This window comes from Mesorhizobium sp. USDA 4775, from assembly GCF_054062655.1.
The window spans coordinates 5411897-5434826 of sequence record NZ_JBSSFM010000001.1 but is presented as its reverse complement, the minus strand read 5'-3'; the positions used below and the strand labels follow the sequence as shown (position 1 = coordinate 5434826).

Annotated in this window: 20 protein-coding genes; 9 read left to right on the top strand and 11 right to left on the bottom strand. The window is 62.2% G+C overall.

The window, feature by feature from the left end:
• Nucleotides 1-70 precede the first annotated feature (70 nt).
• Nucleotides 71-271 carry a hypothetical protein gene (locus ACVILI_RS26635; RefSeq protein ID WP_019859717.1) on the top strand — a complete coding sequence of 67 codons (201 nt, stop codon included), beginning with the start codon at nt 71-73 and terminating at the stop codon, nt 269-271.
• A 130-nt stretch (nt 272-401) separates the two neighbouring features.
• Here the strand turns inward: ACVILI_RS26635 and ACVILI_RS26630 are convergent, their stop codons facing one another.
• From ACVILI_RS26630 to ACVILI_RS26615, 4 genes are all read right to left on the bottom strand, one after another.
• Nucleotides 402-1628 (bottom strand): alpha-D-ribose 1-methylphosphonate 5-triphosphate diphosphatase, encoded by a 1227-nt coding sequence (locus tag ACVILI_RS26630; RefSeq protein ID WP_038648560.1) that lies wholly within the window; start codon nt 1626-1628, stop codon nt 402-404.
• A gap of 1 nt (nt 1629) precedes the next feature.
• Nucleotides 1630-1755, bottom strand: coding sequence for a hypothetical protein (locus ACVILI_RS26625; protein WP_274609709.1), 126 nt, complete (start codon nt 1753-1755; stop codon nt 1630-1632).
• Between the two features lie 99 nt (nt 1756-1854).
• A complete protein-coding gene (locus ACVILI_RS26620) occupies nt 1855-2652 on the bottom strand; it encodes a PfkB family carbohydrate kinase (RefSeq protein WP_457102653.1) in 798 nt (265 codons plus the stop codon).
• Nucleotides 2653-2949: 297 nt separating this feature from the next.
• Complete coding sequence (locus ACVILI_RS26615) at nt 2950-3540, bottom strand: dihydrofolate reductase family protein (RefSeq protein ID WP_038648557.1); 591 nt, start codon at nt 3538-3540, stop codon at nt 2950-2952.
• Between the two features lie 134 nt (nt 3541-3674).
• Between ACVILI_RS26615 and ACVILI_RS26610 the strand changes: the two genes are divergently transcribed.
• A complete protein-coding gene (locus ACVILI_RS26610) occupies nt 3675-4685 on the top strand; it encodes a sigma-70 family RNA polymerase sigma factor (RefSeq protein ID WP_141700964.1) in 1011 nt (336 codons plus the stop codon).
• Between the two features lie 144 nt (nt 4686-4829).
• Here the strand turns inward: ACVILI_RS26610 and ACVILI_RS26605 are convergent, their stop codons facing one another.
• A complete protein-coding gene (locus tag ACVILI_RS26605; RefSeq protein WP_019859708.1) occupies nt 4830-5864 on the bottom strand; it encodes a class I SAM-dependent methyltransferase in 1035 nt (344 codons plus the stop codon).
• A gap of 282 nt (nt 5865-6146) precedes the next feature.
• On the opposite strand from ACVILI_RS26605, the gene ACVILI_RS26600 reads away from it, so the two are divergent.
• The gene (locus ACVILI_RS26600) at nt 6147-8147 is read left to right on the top strand and encodes a putative bifunctional diguanylate cyclase/phosphodiesterase (protein WP_038648554.1); all 2001 of its coding nucleotides are present in this window, start codon (nt 6147-6149) and stop codon (nt 8145-8147) included.
• 12 nt (nt 8148-8159) lie between these two features.
• Here the strand turns inward: ACVILI_RS26600 and ACVILI_RS26595 are convergent, their stop codons facing one another.
• From ACVILI_RS26595 to ACVILI_RS26585, 3 genes are all read right to left on the bottom strand, one after another.
• The gene (locus tag ACVILI_RS26595; RefSeq protein ID WP_240564852.1) at nt 8160-9308 is read right to left on the bottom strand and encodes an amidohydrolase; all 1149 of its coding nucleotides are present in this window, start codon (nt 9306-9308) and stop codon (nt 8160-8162) included.
• A 48-nt stretch (nt 9309-9356) separates the two neighbouring features.
• Entirely contained in the window at nt 9357-9812 is a 456-nt protein-coding gene (locus ACVILI_RS26590) for a hypothetical protein (RefSeq protein ID WP_038648553.1), read from the bottom strand.
• Nucleotides 9813-9936: 124 nt separating this feature from the next.
• Entirely contained in the window at nt 9937-10380 is a 444-nt protein-coding gene (locus tag ACVILI_RS26585; RefSeq protein ID WP_038648550.1) for an SRPBCC family protein, read from the bottom strand.
• Nucleotides 10381-10627: 247 nt separating this feature from the next.
• Between ACVILI_RS26585 and ACVILI_RS26580 the strand changes: the two genes are divergently transcribed.
• From ACVILI_RS26580 to ACVILI_RS26560, 5 genes are all read left to right on the top strand, one after another.
• A complete protein-coding gene (locus ACVILI_RS26580; protein WP_038648548.1) occupies nt 10628-11488 on the top strand; it encodes an FAD binding domain-containing protein in 861 nt (286 codons plus the stop codon).
• The gene (locus ACVILI_RS26575; RefSeq protein WP_038648546.1) at nt 11488-11964 is read left to right on the top strand and encodes a (2Fe-2S)-binding protein; all 477 of its coding nucleotides are present in this window, start codon (nt 11488-11490) and stop codon (nt 11962-11964) included. Before ACVILI_RS26580 ends, ACVILI_RS26575 begins: the two co-directional genes overlap by 1 nt.
• Nucleotides 11965-11966: 2 nt before the next feature.
• Complete coding sequence (locus tag ACVILI_RS26570; protein WP_019859699.1) at nt 11967-14231, top strand: xanthine dehydrogenase family protein molybdopterin-binding subunit; 2265 nt, start codon at nt 11967-11969, stop codon at nt 14229-14231.
• A 167-nt stretch (nt 14232-14398) separates the two neighbouring features.
• Complete coding sequence (locus ACVILI_RS26565; RefSeq protein WP_038648544.1) at nt 14399-14644, top strand: MoaD/ThiS family protein; 246 nt, start codon at nt 14399-14401, stop codon at nt 14642-14644.
• A gap of 338 nt (nt 14645-14982) precedes the next feature.
• Nucleotides 14983-17694 carry an NB-ARC domain-containing protein gene (locus tag ACVILI_RS26560; RefSeq protein WP_038648542.1) on the top strand — a complete coding sequence of 904 codons (2712 nt, stop codon included), beginning with the start codon at nt 14983-14985 and terminating at the stop codon, nt 17692-17694.
• A gap of 345 nt (nt 17695-18039) precedes the next feature.
• Here the strand turns inward: ACVILI_RS26560 and ACVILI_RS26555 are convergent, their stop codons facing one another.
• Nucleotides 18040-19263, bottom strand: coding sequence for an IS256 family transposase (locus ACVILI_RS26555; protein ID WP_038649879.1), 1224 nt, complete (start codon nt 19261-19263; stop codon nt 18040-18042).
• Between the two features lie 287 nt (nt 19264-19550).
• Between ACVILI_RS26555 and ACVILI_RS26550 the strand changes: the two genes are divergently transcribed.
• Nucleotides 19551-19739: a hypothetical protein gene (locus ACVILI_RS26550; protein ID WP_148307410.1), complete on the top strand. Its 189-nt coding sequence runs from the start codon at nt 19551-19553 to the stop codon at nt 19737-19739.
• A gap of 48 nt (nt 19740-19787) precedes the next feature.
• Here ACVILI_RS26550 and ACVILI_RS26545 read toward each other — a convergent pair whose 3' ends face one another.
• The gene (locus ACVILI_RS26545) at nt 19788-21608 is read right to left on the bottom strand and encodes a hypothetical protein (protein WP_051726850.1); all 1821 of its coding nucleotides are present in this window, start codon (nt 21606-21608) and stop codon (nt 19788-19790) included.
• A gap of 370 nt (nt 21609-21978) precedes the next feature.
• Nucleotides 21979-22611, bottom strand: a complete 633-nt coding sequence (locus ACVILI_RS26540; RefSeq protein WP_038648540.1) for a tyrosine-type recombinase/integrase — start codon at nt 22609-22611, stop codon at nt 21979-21981.
• Nucleotides 22612-22930 lie beyond the last annotated feature (319 nt).

Below are 22930 nucleotides of genomic sequence, written 5' to 3'. Positions count from 1 at the left end.
GCAGAGGTTGTGCAAAAAAGCGTGCCGTTTGAGAAGACTTAATACCGTCATCCAGCATGAAAGGGGAATCATGCCTGACCAGAATGCCCTGATCCGCGCAGCCATCGGACGGCTGTTATCCGAGAAGACCGGAGTCGCGGTCATTTCCATGAGAGAGAGTATCACAGAGTTGCTGGCAGTGACCGGCGCGGCGCTCACCATCGAAACCCTGCAGGACATGCTGCTGGAAATGGCCGAGGTGCGCGGCATGACGGTCGTGCTCGACGTTTAGAGCTTAACCTTGTCTCGGAAACCGCAAACCCCTCCAACGCAATTCCTGCGGGAAAGCAGGCCTGCACTTTTCCTGGAATTTGCTCAGGCTCCGTCTCTTTGTTTTTGACGCAATTCCCAACCGGAAAGCGCTACGCGCTTTCCCGGGCGGCAGCGGGTAGCCGTTCAGCCGCGACCGGGCCAAGGCGTACTGCTTTGCCGGCTGGTGCAAGCGTGCCATCACCGTAGATCATGCGGCCGGCACGGAAGGTGGCGCGGACGCGTGGCACGGGATGGCGGTCGGCCACCACGAAATCGGCCAGAAGGCCGGGCTCGATGACGCCGCGATCGGTGAGCCCCAGGGCGTTGGCCGGGTTGGCGCTTGTCAGCGCCGCCGCCGCCGCGAGGCCATCGCCCCGCAGTTCCGCCAGGCCGAGCACGGCCGGCAGGATGGAGGCCGGATGATAGTCACTGGCCAGCATGTCGAGCAGCCCGGCTTCATAGGCCTGCCGGGCGGAAAGATTGCCGGAATAGGACTCGCCGCGCAGCGCGTTGGGCGCCCCCATGGCGGTATGCATGCCGAGCCTGCGGGCTTCCTGCGCCGCTTCCAGGGTCACCGGGAATTCTGAGAGCGCTGCGCCCAGGCCATGCACCAGTTCGACCTTTTCGAGCGTGTCGTCGTCATGCGAGGCGAGCACGATGCCGGCGGCCTGGGCTCGCGCCGACAGGTCCTGCAGGGCGTTCAGCACATCGCCCTGGCCATTGCGGCCCGCCATGCGCTTGCCGACGACCTCGGAGGCCGCGGCAACGGACATGCCGCGCTCCTTGGCGATGCGGGCGATGTAGAGCTCGACGTCGCGGTACTGGCCCTGTCCGGGCGTGTGGTCCATCAGCGAGATCAAATGCAGCCTGCCGGCGTCCATCAGCTTCTGCAGCGTGGGAATCGCCGGGGTGAAGGTCACTTCGAAGCGGGCGTGGATGCGGTGGTCGACCAACAAATGGTCCTTCATCCCGGCAATGGTGTCGATGATAACAGTCGTATGGTCTTGCGAGCGCAGCACGCCGCTGGTGACGCTGGCGCCGATGAAGGAAAGCGCGGCATAGGCCGTGGTGATGCCGCAGGAGGCGAGCTTCTTGTCGAGCTCTGCAATGCCGATCCGCATCGGCACGTGCACGCCGATGCGCGGCTCGACTTCCCTCTCCACCATGTCGCCATGCATGTCGATGAAGCCGGGCAGCAGCAGGCGGCCGCCACCCTCGATATCGGCATGCCCGACAGGCTTCTCGCGGATCTCGGCGATCCGGCCGTTCTCGATCCTGACGGCGCCGTTCGGGATGACGCGGTCGCGCAGGACAATTTCGAATTCACTCAGCCACATGTCATGTCTCTTGCAAGGCAGTGATTTCAAGGTGGATTTCGCGAGCGACAAGGTCGGCGACATCGTTGGGGCGATGGACGACGCCGATCATGGCGATGATGCACCGGCTTGCCGACGCCTCGATCACGATCTCTCCAGGACATGTTTTCTAGTTCACTCGAATGCCGGTTTCCATTTGATTTTTATGACATTTTCATGAAAGCCGGCGCCTCCCGGAGTGCCTGCCTCAGCCGGTGCAAGCCCGTTCCGACAGCCATTCGGCGGTTTGCTGGCTGGCCCGTTCGGCGGAAAGCTCCAAACTCAGCCCCTGCAGCAGGCCGTGCAGGAAGATCCCGGTGAAGCAGTCGCCGGCGCCGATCGTGTCGGGCACGGAAACCTGCTTCAGCGGCGTGACGTGATTGAGTGTCTTGCCGTCATAAAGCGAGATTGGGCGCAGTCCGTCGGTCAGCACCAGTGTCCTCAGGCGAGGCCCGGCAATCGGCGACGCTCGCTCCCAGATCCCTCGCGTGTCCTCGCCGGGAAAGTCGGCGCGCGATCCGATGACAATGTCGGCCGGGCGGTTCGAGGCGCTGCGCAGCGGAAACTGCGAGACGACAAGCGGGATCGTCCGCAGCGAGGCGACGAGGCCGTCGTCGAGCACCAGGGCGTTGAGATAGGCGGCGTCGCCCCTGACAGGCTCCGGCGCGGCGAAGGGAGGGCGCAGCTGGCCGCCGGTGTTCAAAATGGTGCGCTCACCGTTCGGCTCGAGTAGGATTTCGGTGAACTGGGTTTCACCGGGCCATAGGGTGACGTAGCCGGTGTCGATGCCGCTCGCCTGCAATTTGGCGAGTGCTTCCCGGCCATGGTCGTCGTCCATCAGATTGCTGATCAGCCGGACATTGTTGCCCAGCTTCGCCAACTGCGTGCCGGTGTGGAAGCCGCCGCCGCCAAGCCTGACAACCCGATCGGAATAGGTGATGCGCGAGCCCGAGGCGAGGGGCGATGACAGCGACCAGACCTTGGTCGTGATTGACGTGGCCGACAACGATGACTGTGCTCATGTTCCCCCGCTTTCGGTCTTCGGTTGCCCAGGCCTGGCGCCAGTGCATCGGCGATGAGGCCGCGCGGGCACGCTCTTGGCGTACTATGACCGGGGTCGGCGTCACCGTCGACAAGCGCTTCTTCGTCAAGCGCTCCGGCGTCGGCGTGGACGCAGACACCGTCCACGCCATGGGCTTGCGCTCTCCGCGCGCACCGCCACCAAGCGTCTCCCCAAATTCCGTGAAAACGGGGGACACTGCTTCAACACCGACCAACGCGACTTCGTCGCCGTCTTCAGCCGTCAGCCCTGCACGAATTCGTAGGCCTGGGACACCAGGCCGTCACCGATCTTTCGTGTGTTGACCAGTTGCAGCGGCTTCTTGTCGCTGGTCTCGTCGAAGAGACGCTGGCCGGTTCCCAGCACGACCGGGAACACTGTCAGCCGCAGTTCATCGGCCAGGTTCTGTTCTATCAGTGTGCGCACCAGCTGATAGCTGGCATAGACCAGGATTTCCCCGTCCACTTTCCGCTTCAGCGCCGAAATCTCCTTTACCGCATCGCCATTGAGGACCGTGGTGTTGCTCCACTGAGGATGGTCGAGTGTCGAGGACACGACGTATTTGGGGATGCCGTTCATTCTGGCCGCCCACTTGCTGCCTACGCGGACGTCCATAAAGGGCGTCCGGGACGCGAACCACTCGAAGCTGCGCCTGCCCAGCAGCAGCGCCTCGGCACCCAGCACTTCCTCCGTCTCGTTGGCGGTCCAGTCTTCGAGGTCCTTGGCCCCTGCGGACTGGCGGAACCAGCCACCCAGCTCGAAGCCTTCCTGGCCGTCCGGATCCTGGACCACTCCATCGAGTGTGGCATTTGTGCTGATGACGATCTTTCCCATTTCGGTGCTCCTTTGACGATATTGTCGCTGGTGTAGACGCCGCGGCATCGCAAAAGGGGGCGCTCCGCGACCGCCCCTTTTGAGCCCTGGCCGGCGTCCATACAGTATGGAACTGCACAGAAGGAGGCGTGGCGTTGGCGAGAACGGACCTGATGTCGAGGGCGCGGAGCGGCGACGGCGAGGCATTCCGGGCACTGACCGAGCCGCATCGTCGCGAGCTGCAGGTGCACTGCTACCGGATGCTCGGATCGTTTCAGGATGCCGAGGACGCTCTCCAGGACACGATGCTCGCTGCCTGGCGAGGTCTCGAACGTTTCGACGGACGTGCCTCGCTTCGCACCTGGCTGTACCGCATCGCCACCAACCGCTGCCTCGACGTGCTGCGCTCCGCTCGCCGACGTCCTGCAAAGCAGTGGGATATCCCGGGTATCGAACCGCCCGAACCCACTGGACTCGGCGAAATTCCCTGGCTCGAGCCCTATCCCGACGCCCTTCTGGACGGCGCGATCAGCGTGCCGCTCGGTCCGGAGGCGCGCTACGAGCAGACCGAATCCATTTCCCTGGCCTTTGTGACCGCCCTGCAGATCCTGCCGCCTCGCCAGCTCGCCGTCCTCATCCTGCGCGATGTCCTTGGATTCCACGCGCACGAGGTCGCCGACATGCTGGACACGTCAGTTGAATCGGTCAAAAGCGCTCTCAAACGCGCGCGTGCGGGAATGCAGCGCCGACTGCCGGTAACCACTGACCGAGAGCCGCCGCCAGCCGGCAACTCACCTGGCGAGGACGCGATCGTGGCGAAGTTCGTCAGCGCCTACGAATCCGCCGACATCGATGCGATGGTGGCTCTGTTGACCGACGACGTCTTCTTGTCGATGCCGCCGGTGCCGCTGGAATATCGGGGCCGAGACATTGTGGCCCGCTTCTTTGCCCCCATCTTCGGCTCGGGACGGAGATACGAACTGGTGCCGACGCGCGCCAATTGTCAGCCGGCATTCGGCGTCTACCGGCATACCCCCACAGGTATCCACGGTTCAGGCCTCTTCGTGCTGGCTCTCGCCGGCGACCGAGTCTGCGCCATGACCGCCTTCGAAAAGACGATCCTGCCCAAATTCGGCTTGCCGCAATCCCTCCCGGGTGCACAATAGATCGCCTTCGGCCTGACCGCAGAACCGCTCAGGGTTTTCCTATAGCCGCTGGAAGGCGCGAAACGGCCAGGGGACGAAGGTCACCTCTCAGCCGAATACAGCCGACAAGTCACGCAGGCGTTCCCAGATGCCCACGCCGCCTGCTTACCCGCGCTTCTCAATCACCGCATACAGGACGTTGCGGTTCTCGCCGAAGAACACCTTGGCCTCCACCGCGTTGCGGTCGACGCTGGCGTTGACGATGTTCCACATGTCGACCTCCGAGCGCAGCAGCAGCACCCAGTCCATGAAGGTTTCCCGGTAGCCGGCGTCAGGGGTGCCCTCGGCGTAGTTGGCGAACAGGAATGTGCCGTTCGGCTTCAGCATCTGCAGGCAGGTCTTGGTGAGTTTCACGGCGACATTGTGCTGGAGGTAGTCGTAGAGGCCCGAGGCGTAGATGAGATCGAACTTGCCGAGCTTGTGGCCCCGCGTCAGCACGGTCCGCACCGAGCCGTCGATGGCTTCGACCGCGGTGCCCTGGAAGTCGCGTGCGATCAGCCCGACGCTTTGCGGGTCCTGGTCGAGCGCGACCCAGCGCTTGAGACCGCCCTCGGCCAAGGCGACGGAGCGGTTGGCTTCGCGCAGATGGCCGGCGGCGATGGCGAGCACCTCGGTTTCGGGTCCGTTCTTGGCCGCTGTCTCGTCGACATAGCGGGTCAGGAGATTACGCCGTTCGCGTGCCGCCACGCATGACGGAACGTTCTGGGTATGGCTGTAAAGCGCCTTGCCGATCTCCGAGGCGCTGGCCACGCTCTCGGCCACGTGCGGGTCGCAATAGATGTAGTCGAGCAGCTGCGCGTCGCCGGAATAGCCCCTGGGCTTGGTGAACGACCAGTGCGTCAGCGGATCCTGGAGAAAATACTCCAGGATCGGGTGGTTCTGCGCCACCGGTATCAAGGCCTGCCAGACGTCCGAATGCACCTTGGCCCGCAACCCGCTGAGCATCGACAACAGCCGGCGAACGATCTCGGCGGGATACTTTTGCTGCTCGATCTGCTGCTGTGTGGCGTGGAGGATCAGTGCCAGTTCCGCGCGGGCGGTTTCGAACTCTTCGCCATGATGCTCGAGCTTACCTCGGCGCAGACTGTCGGCGATGATTTCTGCGGTAATCAGGCTTTGGCCATCAAACACGGTTTGCACACCAGGACTCCTTGGTTAACAGTCAGTTAACTTATTGCGTAGAATGCTCCATTTGCCAACGGCGCTTCGGACGCATTTTATTGTTATGATTAATTTCCCGCTAACCATCTCAATTTATTAGCGATCTTGCAGATAAGATTCTGGGTTCGAGTTAACGCAAACTTGTCTGGCGCCATCGCATTTTACCGCGTGGCAATCGTGTCGCGTCCCAAGGAGTCGTCCTGCGTGGGGGCAGAAGCTGGAAAAGAGTTCGGAGCGCAAAATCCCCCAACACTGGGATTTGTGAGCGAACGCGCGTCGTCCAGATCGGCCGATACGGTTGATGTGGAGCCGTATGATCCGCGCCAGGAACTGGGGGCGGCGGAACTGCGCATCCTTTACCGCGCCGAAGCCCTGGCGAAGCGACGGAAAGACGCCAGGCCTGGGCTCTGGATCGCCGTCGTCATCTACGTGCTGTTTTCGGTATCGGACCTGCTGCTGATACCTGACGTGGCGGCCTACACGGTCACGGCGCGCTTCGCGGTCGGATTGGCCGCTCTGCTGACCCTGGAAGCACAGCTTCGCCGGGGCGTGGCGACGGAGTGGCTCGACGTGACCTGCGCCGCGGCGATCATCTTCGGCTATGTCGGCTGGTTGTTCCCGGCATCCCTGGGCGCCAACAAGGAAACCGTTGCCTACTACATGGTGTTCGGCACCATTTTCATGATGAGTGCCAATCTATTTTTCACGTTCAGCTTCAAAGTGTCGATCATAACGTCGACGATCATATTGTGCATCCTGTACGTGGTGAACTATTTCCTGCCCGCCTCGCTGTCATACAAGATGGTGTTCGGGACGTTCTATGTTTCGTGCTTCACCTTCACCTCCTATGTGAACTGGAAGCTGAATGAAGAGCGCTACAACGTCTTCCTGAACGCGCTGGAAGCCAAGATCCAGCACAAGGAGGCCACCGAACGCGGCAAGGCCCTGCTCAGACTGTCGCGGACGGATCCGCTCACCGGCCTGGAAAACCGGCGCGCGATCGACGAGAAGCTGCGCGATTACTGGAGCGACTGGCAGAAGCTTGGCAACGGCTTCGCGGCCATCCTCATCGACGTCGACTTCTTCAAGAAGTTCAACGACTGCTACGGCCACCAGGAAGGCGACCGCTGCCTGATCCATGTCGCCAACGCGCTGAGCGACCTGATCAGGGACTACAATGGCTCGATTGGGCGTTATGGCGGCGAGGAATTCATCGTGCTCGCCCGCATGGACAAGAAGGACCAGGTCGCGGAACTGGCGGAAGCCATTTGCCGCACGGTGGAGACCCTGGCGATCACCCATGAGTTGCGGCGCGACGGTATTTCGATCGTGACGGCGAGCGTGGGTGCTGCGTTCACCAGGACGCAGGCCGGCGCCAAGCTGGAGAAGATCATCCACGAGGCGGATCGCGCGCTCTATCTGGCAAAGGCCAGCGGCCGCAATTGTGCCAGGCTGTTCGACCCGACCGATCCGCAGAGCAGCGACGAGAGCGAGAACCTCGCTGCGCTGCTGAAGATCGCGATCGGCCAGGGCCTCGTTTCACTCGTCTACCAGCCCATCCAGGATGTCGTGTCGGGCCGCGTCGAAGCGGTGGAGGCGCTGATGCGTCTCAAGATGCTGGACGGAACCCTGGTTCCACCGAGCCTGTTCATTCCCGTGGCGGAACGCACCGGCGCGATCCTGGAACTCGGCCGCTGGGCAATACGGACGGTGTGCACCGAGCTGCTGGCGGACGATCACGTCCCTCTCGTCAGTGTCAACGTCTCGCCGATCCAGCTCAAGACGCCTGGCTTCGCCGCGTCCGTCGCGACCATTCTGGGCGAGACGGGCGTGACCGGCAACAGGCTGGCCTTCGAGATCACCGAAGGTCTCGAGATGGAGATGCACTCGGACATCCTGCGCTGCATCAGCGACCTGAAGCTGCTTGGCATCAAGATCTGGCTCGATGATTTCGGCACCGGCTTCGCCGGCCTTTCGTGGCTGCGTCTGATCGATTTCGACACGGTGAAGATCGACCGCTCGTTCCTGCACGATTGCGGCACGCCGAAAGGCATGGCCATGCTGCAGGACATCATCGCGCTGGTGCGCAATCGCGGCCACCAGATCCTGGTCGAAGGCGTGGAAACCGACGAGCAGATCGCGCTGATGCGCGAGTTCGGCATCGACAGGATCCAGGGTTTTCGCGTTGGCCGTCCGGTTCCCGCCGCGAGCTTCCAGGCAAGGCGGGGCGTCCAGAAGCGTCCGTTCCTCAGGTCCGCATAGAGGCGGGCGAACTCACCCCAGCAGATTGCGCGCCGTGCGCATGAAGATCCTCGAGCCGATCGGGATCAGGTCGTCGGGAAAATCATAGTCGGGATTGTGCAGGGAAGGGTGCCGTTCGCCGGCACCGAGGAAGAACATCGCCGATCTCGCGCTATGGCCGAACAGGCCGAAATCCTCCGAGGCGCGCATCGGCAGGGCTTCCTGCCCATGCACGACGCCTTCCTCGTCGAGCGCGCGTTGCAGGTGCTCCACCGCGTCCGGCGCGTTGACGCTGGCGACGAAGATCTCGTGATAATCCCAGCGTGCGGAGAGGCGATGGCGGGCCGCGATCTCGGTGACCAGCGCTTGCGCGGCGGCGCACAGATCCGCCATGCGCTCGTCGCGGCGGGTGCGCAGCGTCGCCCACACCTCGGCATGCGCGGGCGCGATGCCGAACACGGCTTCGCCCATCGCGGCATGGGTGACGGTGACCATGGAAAAATCGTCGTCGGCGAAGGTGGCGCGGCCGAGCGCGGGCAGCGCCGGCATCAGCTCCGAGATCGCCGGCATCGGCGAAATGCCGGTCTCGGGCATGGAGGAATGCGCGGTCTTGCCCTCGAGCACGATGCGCATGCCGCGCGAGGCGCAGTTGACCACGCCGGGCTTGAGCCTGACCTCGCCGAACGGCACGCCGGGCAGGTTGTGCAGCGAGAAGGCGAAATCCGGCGCGATCTCGCCATAACGCGGATCGGCGACGACGCCGGCCGCGCCATTGCCGGTCTCTTCCGCCGGCTGGAACATCAGCACGACGCGGCCGCTGGCCGGGCGCTCGCGCCCGAGCTGGCGGCCAAGGGCGGCCAGGATCGCGGTGTGCCCGTCATGGCCGCACATATGCGACTTCCCCGGCACTTGCGAGGCATGCGGCACGCCGGAAAGTTCCTCGATCGGCAGCGCGTCGAGTTCGGAGCGGAACAGCACGGTCGGCCCGGCCTTGCCGCTGTCGTAGACGGCCGCCACGCCATGCCCGCCGAGGCCGGTCAGGACCTTGTCCGGCCCGGTGTCGGCGAGGAAGGAGACGACTTCCTTCGCCGTCTTTTCCTCCTCATTGGAGATTTCCGGCTGCCGGTGCAGCTTGCGCCGCCATTCGGTCAGCTCGACGATATCCCGGTTGGTCAGGGTCATGCGTTTGCGCCTCCGTTTGTTCCGATCGGCACAGTGTCGCAAACGCCGCTAGCGCACGCGATTGGGGCAGAGCGCTTTGAACTGGTCCAGCGTCACATCGTATGACGAGGCGCCGGAGCCATCGAGCACCACATTGTCATCGATCGATGTGATCAAATAGTCCGTCGTCACCTGCGTGCCCTTGTTGCGGCCCTGGAACAGCATGTTGCCGCCATAGAAAGTGGTGAATTTGCCGGTCTTGCAGTTGGCGGTGATCTCGAAATGCAGCGGCGACTTCATTTCCGCGTCTATGCACTCCTGGGAGAAATCGTGGCCATATTCGCGGCAGTAGACGCCGGCCTTCTGCCTGTTGTGCTTGGCCAGGATGCTGGCGTGCTCGGAGCCGATGCCCGACCTTTTGACGATGGTGAGTTCCATTCCCACCTTGTTGCCGTAGTAGATGGTCCTGGCTTCGGCGGAGGTGGCCAGTAGCAGGGCGGGAAGCACGAGCAGAAGACGTCGCATGAAAAATCCTCCCTTTGGCCGGGAGGATTTCACGCACGCGATCGCACGGTCAAGGCCCTCGACGCACAACCGCCGCCGATGGGCATGTCATCGGCGGCGGCGCTACGCAGTTTCTGGACTGGCCTTACTGATTGATCTCCGGCTCGACCAGCTTTGCCAGGTTCCGCAGCGACTCCTGCCAGCCGAGATAGCAGGCCTCGACCGGGATGACGTCGGGAATGCCGGCCTGGGTGATGTCGATCTCGGTGCCGACCGACACCTTTTTCAGGATCACGGTCACCTGGATCTCGCCGGGCAAATTGGGGTCGTCGAACCTGTCGGTGTAGCGCAGGCGCTCGCCCGGGACGAGTTCGAGATATTCGCCGCCGAAGGCATGGCTGCCGCCCGTGGTGAAGTTGCGGAACGACATCTTGAACGTGCCGCCGACCTTGGCCTCGAGATGATCGACCGTGCAGGTGAAGCCGTTCGGCGGAAGCCATTTCGCCAGCGCGTCGGCTTCGACGAAGGCGCGATAGACCTTTTGCGGGCTGGTGGTGAGAACGCGGTGCAAACGTACGGTACCGGGCATATCGTGTCCTTTCATGATGCCAGTTCGATGTCCCAAGGACGAACGGGGCTTGACCGATCCGACACGGGCTCGCAAATTTTTCGAGAACCCGGCCACGGGCCTGTCACGAAGGCGTAGGGCAAAACAGGTCGATTTGGGACTCGATTTTACGGTGGCTGGACCAATCGTCGCAAACGACGAACCCGATAGCCATTATGAGGAGAGTGTTTATAACGGTCGCTGAAATCGCGATATCCAAGGGGAGACGATGCGCTACATACGTCCGCTTTCAATCGAAGATGCCGTCGGCCAATTGGCCGGATCGGCTGGCACGGCAGCCATTCTGGCCGGAGGCAGTGACCTCTTGGTGAGGATGAAGGGGGGCTTCGTCGAGCCCGACCTGATCGTCGACATCAAGTCGATCGCCGGCTTGAGCGACATCCGCGAAACCGCCGACGGCTTCAGCATCGGTGCTGCCGTTCCCTGCGCCGTGCTGGGCGAGAATGCCGCCCTGAAGAAATCATGGCCGGGCGTCGTCGAGGCGGCCAAGCTGATCGGCTCCAAGCAGGTGCAGGGACGCTGCACCATCACCGGCAATCTGTGCAACGCCTCGCCGGCCGCCGACAGCGTGCCGGCATTGGTGGCCGCGGGCGCCAAGGCGGTGATTGCCGGACCCTCGGGCAAGCGCACCATTGCCGTTGAGGCCGTGCCGATCGGGCCGGGCAAGACATCGCTCGCCAAGGGCGAGATCATCGAGGCGATCCTGCTCGACAAGCGCTCGCCGCGTTCGGGCGATGCCTATCTGCGCTTCATTCCGCGCACCGAGATGGACATCGCCGTGGTCAGCGCCGGGGTGAACCTGACGATCGACGAGCATGGCGTCGTCACGGCGGCCCGCGTGGCGCTGGGCGCGGCGGCACCGACCGTGCTGCTGGTCGACGAGGCCGCCGAGGCGCTTATCGGCAGGAAGCTCGACGAGGCAGCGCTGGAGCGGCTGGCCAAAGTCTGCGCCGGCGCCTGCCGCCCGATCGACGACAAGCGCGGTACCATCGAATTCAGACGGAAAGTCGCGGGCGTGCTGGCCAGGAGAGCCGCAACGACCGCCTACGCACGTGCAGGAGGCAAATAATGGCTGGCATTGCAGTCTCGACGACAATCAACGGCGACAATACAGAATATCTCTGCCAGCCTGACGAGACGCTGCTCGACGTGCTGCGCGACCGGCTCGGCCTGACCGGCGTCAAGGAAGGCTGCGGCACCGGCGACTGCGGCGCCTGCAGCATCATCCTCGACGACCGGCTGGTCTGCTCGTGCCTGGTGCTCGGCGCCGAGGCCGAAGGCCGGCGCATCGAGACCGTCGAAGGCATGGCGCATGGCGACCAGCTGCATACGCTGCAGCAGAAATTCCTCGAGCACGCGGCGCTGCAATGCGGCATCTGCACGCCGGGCTTCCTGATCGCGGCCAAGGACCTTTTGGCGAAAAACCCCGACCCGACCGAGGAGGAAATCCGCTTCGGTCTCGCCGGGAACCTCTGCCGCTGCACCGGCTATGACAAGATCGTGCGCGCCGTCCAGGACGCCGCAATTGTGATGAAGGGAGCCTGAAGATGAATTTCGATCCGCGTTTTTCCGGGCGTAAATTCGCATCCGTCGGCACGCGCCCCATCCGCCCCGACGGCGTCGACAAGGTGACGGGCCGCGCCCGCTATGGCGCCGACTTCAACATGGCCGGCCAGCTGGTCGGGCGCGTGCTGCGCAGCCCGCATGCGCATGCGAAAATCCTCAAGATCGACACGTCGAAGGCGGAAAAGCTGAACGGCGTGAAGGCGGTGATCACGGCGAAAGACCTGCCCGACCTCACCGATGGCGATGCCGCCATGTACGACATCCTCGACAATTGCATGGCGCGCACCAAGGCGCTCTATGACGGCCATGCGGTGGCCGCCGTCGCGGCGATAGATGCCCGCACGGCAAGGCAAGCGCTGAAGCTGATCGAGGTCGAGTACGAAATCCTGCCGCATGTCACCGATGTCGATGAGGCGATGCAGCATCATGCGCCGCTGATCAACGACACGATCTTCACCGAGGGGCTGGAGGAAAAGCCGGTAAAGCCCTCCAACGTCACCAAGCGCAGCCAGTTCGGCCACGGCGATGTCCATCAGGGTTTCGGCCACGCCGATTTCATCGTCGAGCGCTCCTTCAAGACCGAGCAGACGCACCAGGGCTATATCGAGCCGCATGCCTGCGTGGCGAGCGTCTCGTCCGACGGCACCGCGGACCTCTGGGTCTGCACGCAGGGCCATTTCGTCTACCGCCAGCATTGCGCCCAGCTGCTCGGCATGGAAGCCTCGAAGCTGCGCGTCACCTCCTCCGAGATCGGCGGCGGTTTCGGCGGCAAGACGCATGTCTGGGCCGAGCCGGTGGCGCTTGCCTTGTCACGCAAGGCCGGCCGGCCGGTGAAGCTGGTCATGACCCGCGACGAGGTGTTCCGCGCCTCGGGTCCGACCAGCGCCACCTCGATCGACGTCAAGATCGGCGCCCGCAAGGACGGCACCATCACCGCGGCGGAAGCGACGCTGCGCTACAGCGCCGGCCCCTATGCCGGCTCCTGGGCCGAGATCGGCGCCATGACGGCGTTCGCCTGCTACAAGCTCGATAACGTCAAGACTGTCGGCTACGAAGTGCTGGTCAACCGGCCCAAGACCGCGGCCTATCGCGCGCCGTCGGCTCCGATGGCGGCCTTCGCGGTGGAAAGTGCGGTCGACGAGCTCGCCAAGGAGCTCGGCATGGATCCGGTCGACTTCCGCATCAAGAACGCCGCGCAGGAAGGCACGCGCTCGTCCTACGGCCCGGTCTACGGCCCGATCGGCATCGGTCCGACGCTGGAAGCGGTGAAGCACCATCCACACATGAAGGCGCCGCTCAAGAAGAACCAGGGCAGGGGCATGGCCTGCGGCTTCTGGTTCAATTTCGGCGGCCAGACCTGCGTGGACCTCAACATCGGCATGGACGGCTCGGTGTCGCTCGCCGTCGGCACGGTGGACGTGGGCGGCTCGCGCGCGTCGCTGTCGCTGGTGGCGGCGGAGGAGCTCGGCATCGACTATGCCCAGCTCAAGGCGGTGGTCGCCGACACGTCTTCGCTCGGTTACAACGACATGACCGACGGCAGCCGCGGCACCTTCTCCTCCTCGATGGCGACCATCTCGGCCGCCCGCAACGCGATAAAAATCCTGCGCGAGCGTGCCGCGCAGATGTGGGACATTTCCGTCGACGACGTGGTCTGGGAACAGGGCCACGCTGTCGCCAAGGGCGAGAAGCACGGCAATCTCGGCAAGCTGTCGCTGAAGGAGATCGCGGCCGAATCCGGCAAGACCGGCGGGCCGATCGCCGGCCACAGCGAGCTCGTCGCCGACGGCGCCGGCGTCTCCTTCGCCACCCATATATGCGACATCGAGGTCGACCCCGAGACCGGGTCGACCCGGGTGATCCGCTACACGGTGGTGCAGGATGCCGGCAAGGCGGTGCACCCGACCTATGTCGAGGGCCAGTACCAGGGCGGTGCCGCGCAAGGCATCGGCTGGGCGCTCAACGAGGAATATATTTACGGCAAGGACGGAAGGCTGCAGAACGCCGGCTTCCTCGACTACCGCATCCCGGTCTGCTCCGACCTGCCGATGATCGACACGCAGATCCTGGAAATCCCCAACCCCAACCACCCCTATGGCGTGCGCGGCGTCGGCGAAACCTCGATCGTGCCGCCGCTGGCGGCGATCGCCAACGCGGTGTCGAACGCCGCCGGCGTGCGCATGACCCACATCCCGATGTCGCCGCCGCGCATCCTGGCGGCGATCGAGGCGGAACGGGGAGAATAGGGCGAAAGCTAGGGGTAAGGTGTGTTGAGATTCAGGTCAGGCCGAGCCGAAAGTGGCGGGTTCCGAGAACCGGAGCGGAGCGTACTTGAAGTACGTGAGCACCGGAAGCGCAGGAACCTGCCATTTGCAGGCCGGCCTCACCTGAATATCAGCACACCATAGCGGCGATGGTCGAAGTCACCCTTTGGGGCGCGCTCGGCCAGCTCGCCGGCGGCAAGAGCAAGGTCGAGGTCGAAGCCAAGGACATCAGGGAGCTGTTCAGGAAACTGGCTGAACAGTATCCCGGGTTTGAGCCATGGATCGATCGCGGCATTGCGGTGGCGATCGACGGGACGATCTATCGCGATACGTGGTCGAAGAAGCTGCCGCCGGGGGCGGAGATTTTTTTGCTGCCGAGGTTGGCTGGGGGGTGAGGGCGCGCGGCTCGCTGACATCGCTTGGCATTGAGCTTTTGAACGTCTTGTCAGGGGCCGTGTCTGGACGGTCCGGTTCTGGTACACGCTCCGCGGTAAGCTGCCGTTCTGGGTCTGCCTCACGCTGAAACCTGCCATTTGGTTTCGCTCGCCGTGACGTCGAACCAGATAACCCTGACGACCGAACGGCGCGTAGGGGCTTCGACCGGCTGCAGGTGGTCGAAGCCGAAATTGCATGGACAACGCGGCATCAGTCGTAGACCTTCCGAACTCCTGACGCGATGGCACTTCCGCCCAACGGACCGCGATCGCGATCAACCTTTATTCTGGGGAGCTGTATGAACCCGAAGCGCCGCACCGCTCTGATCAGCCGGCTGGCGAACGGGATCGGTTACATAGCAACCGATTTCGAGAGGTTCGGCGGCCTGTTCGTTCAGGCCCTGCTTGAGCTGCCGTTGGACCACCGGGGACTGAACCTGCTCGGCTATCCTGTCGCAGGCGTCGTGGATAGTACGAACGGCGACGGGAAAGTCGTGGTTGAGTACTCCGACCGCAAGGACTACTTCAGCGGGGACATGGACAAGGCGCGCGGCGATCTTGCCCACGCTCTGGGTGGCGCGCCCCGTGCCGAAAAGATCTTCCTTTTATCCGGGCAGCCGAGCCGACCGCAGATCGCGCAGGACTTCGAACGTGCGGTCCTCGGCCTGCCGGAGATGGCAGGCAGGACTCTTTATCTCTGGGGCGCGGTGGAGATCGCGACGCAGTTGGTCGACCATCTGATCCTGAGCGATGCGGTGGTCCGCAAGCTCTCCCCGTACCTTCCGGATCTGGAGCGCATTCGGGAGGAGGAAGCGGCGAGCCGACTGGTGCCAGAGCCACTTGCCAGCTGGTTGCCTCGAGACGAAATTGACGCGGCGATAGCCGACCGACTGAAACAAATACCCGTTCTGGCCATCGGCGGAGTAGGCGGTCTGGGGAAGACTGCGACCGCTCAGGCTTTCGCTCATCGGCATCAGGACGAATACGAAGTCCGCATCTGGCTGGACGGCGACGAAATTCGCAGAGTGGATGATCTGCAGGCGGTCCCACTACTGCGCGCAGGCGAAAGCCGCAACATTGTGGGATTGATGCAGACGTTGCGCTGCTTGCTGGTGATCGACGATGCCCCAGCAAATCTGGATATGATGGCCTTGGAGAGGATCTGCGGCAAGGGCACCCACGTCCTTCTGACCCGACGCTCAACCGATGCGCATACGTTCAACCTACCCATGCTGGATCGAAGCCAGTCCTGGGCACTCCTGGGGCTTGCGCCGGTCAAGTGCCCGGAGGCGGTGTTCGATACGATCTGGCGAACGGTGAAAGGACATCCGCTGACGCTTTCCCTCATCCTGGCCGCGGTGAACGAAAGAGCGACGTGGGACGAGATCCTCGAAGACTGCGAGGCCATCGGCGAAATGGAAGCCGGCGGCCGGCGATTGACCGACGTCCTGCTCGAGCGGTTGAGACCATCGCTGATGCGGGAATTGTCGGTGTTCGCCTGGTCGGGCCTGCCTGTTTGCGACGAGGATTTCCTCAGTTTCGCGATCAAGCCGCTGGGCATCCGAAAGTTGAAGGGGAACAGCCTCACTGCGCCGGATCGCAACAGGGCCATCCGCCTGCACGAAGTGGTCCACGCCTCCCTCGACGGAAGTTGGTGCACAAACGAGCGCGCTGTCGAGCTCGAACATCTGCTGGACACTTATCTCGTCGAAGCCTCCCGTGGCGAAGGTCTAAATCTTTGGCGCAATGCTCGCGTCCTCCTGCCCAAGCTGGAAGATATGGTCGCACACGGCGGCACGCCGCCCAGCTTCCTCTTCGCGTTATTGACCACGTGGGACGCCCTGGAGACCAAGCCGCAGCTGGTCGGAGAACCTATGGAAGCCGTGCGACAGATGGCTGGCCGCAAACCAGGACCGCTCGAGATCAACATGGTGATTGAGTCCATCGAGCAGCTCTTTCTCTACGACAAGGAGCGGCACGACCCCGCCGCCCAGCAAACGCTTCGGGACCGTTTGGTCGCTTTTGATCAAATGCTCCAGCTGCCGGACCTGACGCCGCGCGAGACCGCAGAGCTGCTGCACCACAAGGGCAAAGCCCTGAAACGCCTAGGGGATAGGGCGGCTGCCACAGATCTTTTCGAACAGGTGCTTGCCGGCCCGTTCCCGCTGCATGAGGCCCGCCTCCAACTGGTCGATCTTTACAAGGGACAAGCCGAGAAGGAGGCAAGGGCCACGCAGCTGGTGGACGAGATGCTCGGGCCAGGCGCCGATACCGACGGCCTGACCTATTCCGTACTCCTCGGGGTCATCGAACGCCTCCCATCAGGCTCCGGGCAGTGGCGTGCGGCGCTCATCGACCGCCATGCCGCCTCGATCGAGCGGACGATCGTATCGGCCGCCAATGCCGGCGCGCAACACGCGTTCGACGCATTCGCCGCCCTTGGTCGGTACATTTCCCTAGAGCGGCCAGAGATGTTCCGGGCGATCTTCGATGGCTTGCCTGCGGTGGAATTGGAAAGGCTGCAGTCCGATCGGGAACGGGCAGCCCGCGCCGAGATCTTTTGCGAGGCCGCTCGTTTATCACCGGCATCGGCCGCCGAATTGAGGGAGAAGGCGCGTGCCCATTACCTTGCTATCGTCAAGCCCATGCAATTCCATCACCAGCGCCATGCCGAGTTGCTGATCGACATGGGGAAGCCGGAGGACGCCGAGACTATCCTTAGGGAGAAGACGACCCTCGACACCGAGTGGCTGGAACGGCTGATGGCGCGATGCCGACTTGGCCAAAGCGATGCCGTCGGCGCCTTGAACTGGGTCGACAGCGCCTTGGCCAAGCTCACCGCCGAGCGTTTTAGGAGCGAATTCCTCGAGTTGCGTCACGACATCCGCAGCGCGCTTGGCGAGAAGGATGCCCTCAACGATCTGGAAGCAGCCATTGTCGCGAGTCAGAAGGAGAACGAACGGCTGCGTCTGCAACGCAAGCTCGACGATCTGCGCGTCGGCAGCCGCTGAAATCGTGCGCGGGGCGTTTCATCCCCGACCCTGCCACCTTCCTCAATCAGCGCCGGTGGGAGGATATGCAGACGTCTTACGCGCTCGATCGCGGCAAAGGCAGTGGCTGGGAGAACTCGCCGTCCAAAACAGTGCGCCGCATGCGTGATGACGGCGTACTGAACCGACCTGAAGGGTTTGCGCATGGCGCCCAACGCCAGCTGCCAAGGCGAGCATAAGGGGTACCTGTGGACGAACAAGCTCCCGGCCGGTTTGGAGCGGCGGAACACGCCTCGGGGTTGCAAATAAATTTGGGACCAGCCGTGGGACTGTCAGGAATTCCGTGTGCGGGCGGGCTGTTGAACATTATGCAGCCATTGCCCTGATGAAGCGCTCGCCGAAGATGACAGCGAATTGGGCCTTGGCCATGGTCCACTCACGTGGCGGCATTTTCCACTCTTTCTCGGATCGGTTCAAGATCAGATAGAGCAGCTTGGTCGCCGCGTCGTCGCTGGGGAAATGGCCCCTGGCCCTGACAGCCCGTCGAAGTTTCGAGTTCAACGCCTCTATTGAGTTCGTCGTGTAAATGATCCGGCGGACGTCGTCAGGGAACGCGAAGAATGGAATGACCTCGGCCCAGGCGCGCCGCCAGCTCTGGCCGATGGCGGGATAGCGCAGGCCCCAGGGGCCGGCCTCGAACGCCGCCAGCGCCTTTTCGGCGGCATCGGCATCGACGGCGCGGTAGATTTCCTTGAGTGCGCCGGCGAGGCTCTTGCGATCTTTCCAGGACACGAAGTCCATCGAGTTGCGCAGCAGATGGACTATGCACGTCTGGACGATCGCCTCCGGGAACACAGCGGTGATCGCGTCCGGGAAGCCTTTCAGGCCATCGACGACGGCCAGAAGGATATCCTCCGTGCCGCGGTTCTTGAGCTCGTTCATCACCCGCAGCCAGAACTTGGCGCCTTCATTCTGCTCGAGCCACAGGCCCAGCACCTCCTTTGCACCATCGGCGCGCACGCCCAGTGCGATGTGGATGGCCTTGTTGCGGACCATCCCTTCATCGCGGATCTTGACCCGGATCGCATCGAAGAAGACCAGCGGGTAAATCGGATCGAGCGGCCTTTGCTGCCAGGTGGCGACTTCGTCGAGCACGGCGTCCGTCACCGTTGAGATCAGGTCCGCAGACACATCGATGCCGTACAGATCGCGCAGGTGCCCGGTGATCTCCCGGGTGCTCATGCCACGCGCGTACATCGACACGATCTTGTCATCAAAGCCGGGAAAACGGCGCTGGTACTTGGCGATCAGTTGCGGATCGAAACTCGACTGGCGGTCACGCGGAACATCGATCTCCAGCTTGCCGGTCTCGGTCGTCACCGTCTTGCGGCCATAACCGTTGCGCGTGTTGCCAGCGTCTTCGCCGCTCGCCAGATGATGGTCCATCTCCGCGTTCAGCGCGCGCTCGGTCAGAGCCTTCTTGAGCGTATCCAGCAGGCCGCCCTGTTCGAAGGCAGCACTGGCTGCCCCGCCTGCCAGAAGCTGGTCGAGAAGATCATTCGGTATCGCAGGTTCTTTGCGTCGGGTCATAGTGGGAATCCTTTTTACCCATTATGCCCGCCCGCACACGGAATTCCTGACAGTCCCCCAGCCGTTGACGGGCTTGCTTGGGAACGGCGCGGAGCCTATATCGCTTTCATACTAATCAAGTGCGACGCAGTGTCCTGCAGCGTGTTGCGCTCAACGCCTACAACCCAGTACGTCTACTCGATCGTACGCATGCAGGATGCGCCCCCGTCGAGAGCTTTCACCTTCACCAGGTGAGGCCTCTCAGCGCGCGCGCCAAAGAGCTCCTCACCTAACAATAGGAGCCCTGTTTGATCACCACCGAGACCCTCGTTTCCATACTGACAATGCTGATGCTTTGGTCCGGCCTGACCATGGCATTCCACATGTTTGCGCCTGAACGTATTCAGCCCGCAAAAATGGACCGCATTGCCAGCCTGGCTGAAAATGTGTTCGTTGGATCTGTATTCACGCTACTCGCCCTGCTGGCTGCGCGATAACGGTTGGCCAAAGCGGTGGCGCCTGAGAGAGACGCCACCGCTGGGCCGTCATTCCGCGGCTTTTCCCCGCGGCTTGCGCTTCGACGCAGGCTTTGCCGGTGCCGGTCGCGCCGGTTTCGGTGCCCGTTCAGCAGCAACTGCCGCAACGCCGTCTTCTTCCTCCTGTTCAACCTTCGGCCCCTCCAGTCGTTCAATAAGCCTCCACCCTCTTGCCCGCCGCGCATTAAAGCCGCTCTCCTTGGCGATAATGGTTAGTGCTTCTCCCGCGCGCTCCATAATGCGGATAGACGCTTCGTTGGGATTGATGACATTCAGATCGGCCGTGAGCCCACGTCTTATCTTGGCGAGGTCCTCGCCGACGTAACTGGTCAACACACGGACATATTCGTCAACCGGAACTTCAGCCAATCGGTCGGCGACTTTGGAATGGAAGCCGTCACGTTCAAGTTTCAGGAACAATTCATCGACCGTCAATTTAGGCGCCTCACCGGCATTTAGCTCGACGACTCTTTCCTTCATATCCTCGGGGATCTCGTGGCCGAACCGGAGCATGCTGCTCGTATCGAAAGCGCCGGGAATCCCTTCGTGGGTCTCAACAAAGCGCTCGAACATTTTATCCGCACGCTCTCGCCCCTCCAATTCCCGAAATAGGTCGATAAGTGCGGTGACGGCGCCTAAGTTGTGAAACTCCGCATTCTTCATAAAGGCGCCGTACATCGTCCCTAGCACCTCGTCCTGGGAGTCACGGAAGGAATAGTGGAACTTATCCCACGCCACATCCAGTTCCCTGCGCGCCTCGCTAGCCTGCTCCCGTTTGTGTAGGGCAGCGGCATGAGCATCAATCTTGTCTTGCTCAAAATAGCCGTCGGCGACACCCTCCATAAGCACCAGGTCAAATTCGTCGGTGTGGCCGTATCCGTAGCTGCGCAAGAGCTGTGACCACTTCTCGGCGACAGGATCTTCCTTTTTCTTCTGTCGCTCGGCGGCAGTTTCCCAGAGACCTCTCTGTTTCACATATTCCGTCGACGGCGACAGCTCGGGTTGAAAATGGCACCATCCGAAGAGAACGATCGAGCTTACGACGCTCTTTAGGACGCCGGGCTGGTAATCCTTCAGCATTGGCTCAATAAGCGCTACCAGGCGGAATATCTTACGGATGACCCGCACGTTATCGATACCCAGCTTGACCGACCGCTCGCTAACCATTGCCTTAAGCGCATCGGCGCCCGCGACGCCGTCCATGGCAATCTTGGCGCTCTCGGCCGGTGTCGGCGCAAATCGCAGGTTTATGTCGACTACCTTCTCCAGGTAGGACGTGAACTGGTCCTTGTCGGCGCCCTTCAGCGCCTCGTCATTCAACAGCAGCACGACTTTGCAGCGGCGCTCTTCCTTGAGGTAGGACATGAAGCCCAGAATGTCCCCAGCGCTTATCCCGGCGCCTTTCCTCTCCAGGTCATCAAAGCAGATGATTTGATTGGTCGACAGCAGAGACAGCGCAGATAACGCCGCATCGAAAATGCCGCTCCCGCCAAGCGAGAAGACCTTCAGAATGCTAGTTTTGAGGCCTTTCTCACCCCTCGAAACCACCTCGCTTACCGTCTCAGACGTGATCAGGTCGCCGATCTTGTCTCGGACCACCGTGTTCTGAAGAATGCCGGCCTTGATCTGAGTAATGGAGCTGACACCGAATAGAGAGACGTAAGCATACTCCTTCAGGGCGACTGCCTTCGGGTCTTTCCGGAGGGCCTTGACCGTGGTTTGCCAGTTGTAGGTTTTGCCCGTTCCCCAGTTGCCACGAATGCAAAGCACCTCGGGCGTATCGGTTTTCAGGAATGCCTTGATTTGATCTTTGACCAGCTGGGTAGACATAGGCGCCCGCGAAATTCTTGAGGTTATGAGACACCACCCTAGAGCAACAGAAATCTTTTGGTTAGTGGCCGTCCATCACCGTCAACTGTTGTCAATGACGTTGAAAACACTGGGACTTACATCCGTCGAACACCGGTGTTGGTTTATTCGAAGCATCCCGACAAGTTCGGGGATCGCGTAGAGTTCGAAGCACCGATCTGTTGGCTGCGCTCGACTCGGCAAAGGTTCGCGCACGGACGGTTATATTGTACACTCTCGGTCAATCCGAAGAAATTGTGTCTGCTTTTAGGAACCTGCATAACAGTCCGCAATGACCGACATGAGGCGCAAATTGGTCACGGCTCCACTCGTGAAGTGGAGCCGCTCCTGATCAAACCTCAGTTGCCTCGGCAAGTTCGAGAGCATCCTCTATATCGACTCCCAGATAGCGGACCGTGTTCTCGATCTTCGTATGACCGAGCAAGATCTGGATGGCTCGCAGATTTCCCGTCGCTTTGTAGATGATCGAAGCCTTGGTGCGACGCAGGGAATGAGTGCCGTATTCCTCTGGCCGAAGGCCGATCGCCTCGACCCATTCGTCGACGAGGCGAGCATACTGCCTTGTGCTCATGTGAGCCGTTGGATCGATCCTACTCGGAAATGCGTAGTCCTCTACTGTCCCGCCGCGTCGCTGCAACCATGCGAGAAGGCTGGAGCGTGCGTCGCTCATCAACTCGAACTGAACAGGTCGGCTGGTCTTCTGTTGGATGACCATCGCGCGAGTTCGGATCTCCGGTCCTACAACAAGATGGCCGATTTTGATCTTGACCAGATCGCAGCCGCGCAACTTGCTGTCGATCGCCAAATCGAAGAGCGCTCTGTCTCGCAGACGCCGTTCCCGATCGAGAAAGAAGCGTATCGCCCATATCTGTCGAGGTTTCAGAGGGCGTTTCGTTCCAACCTTCTTGCCTGCATTCCATGCGCGGCGATCGGAGGTGGCAAGGTCGTAGCACGAGTGTCCCATTTCGTTTCTCCTTCGGCCATGATTGGCCACCGGAGAAACCCCATTAGACGGTTGCGGGGCCGAAAACTGCCCGTCGGCTGTCGGGGTGAATCTGCCGTAAGCAGGCTCTTTGCTCATAGTCTCTTGTTGAATGGCCAGGAAGGACATCGTTGGTCTGCCCCAGGGGCTTTTGCCGTCATCAGGACAGCGAAACGTGACCGTGCAACTGATCGGGACACTCGGGTCGGGTGCACCCTCGATTATCCGGTGGAGTACCGAAATAGCACTCGACGCTCTGCAATCCTTCGCACGATGCTATACTCGATGGCCGCCCTCTCGC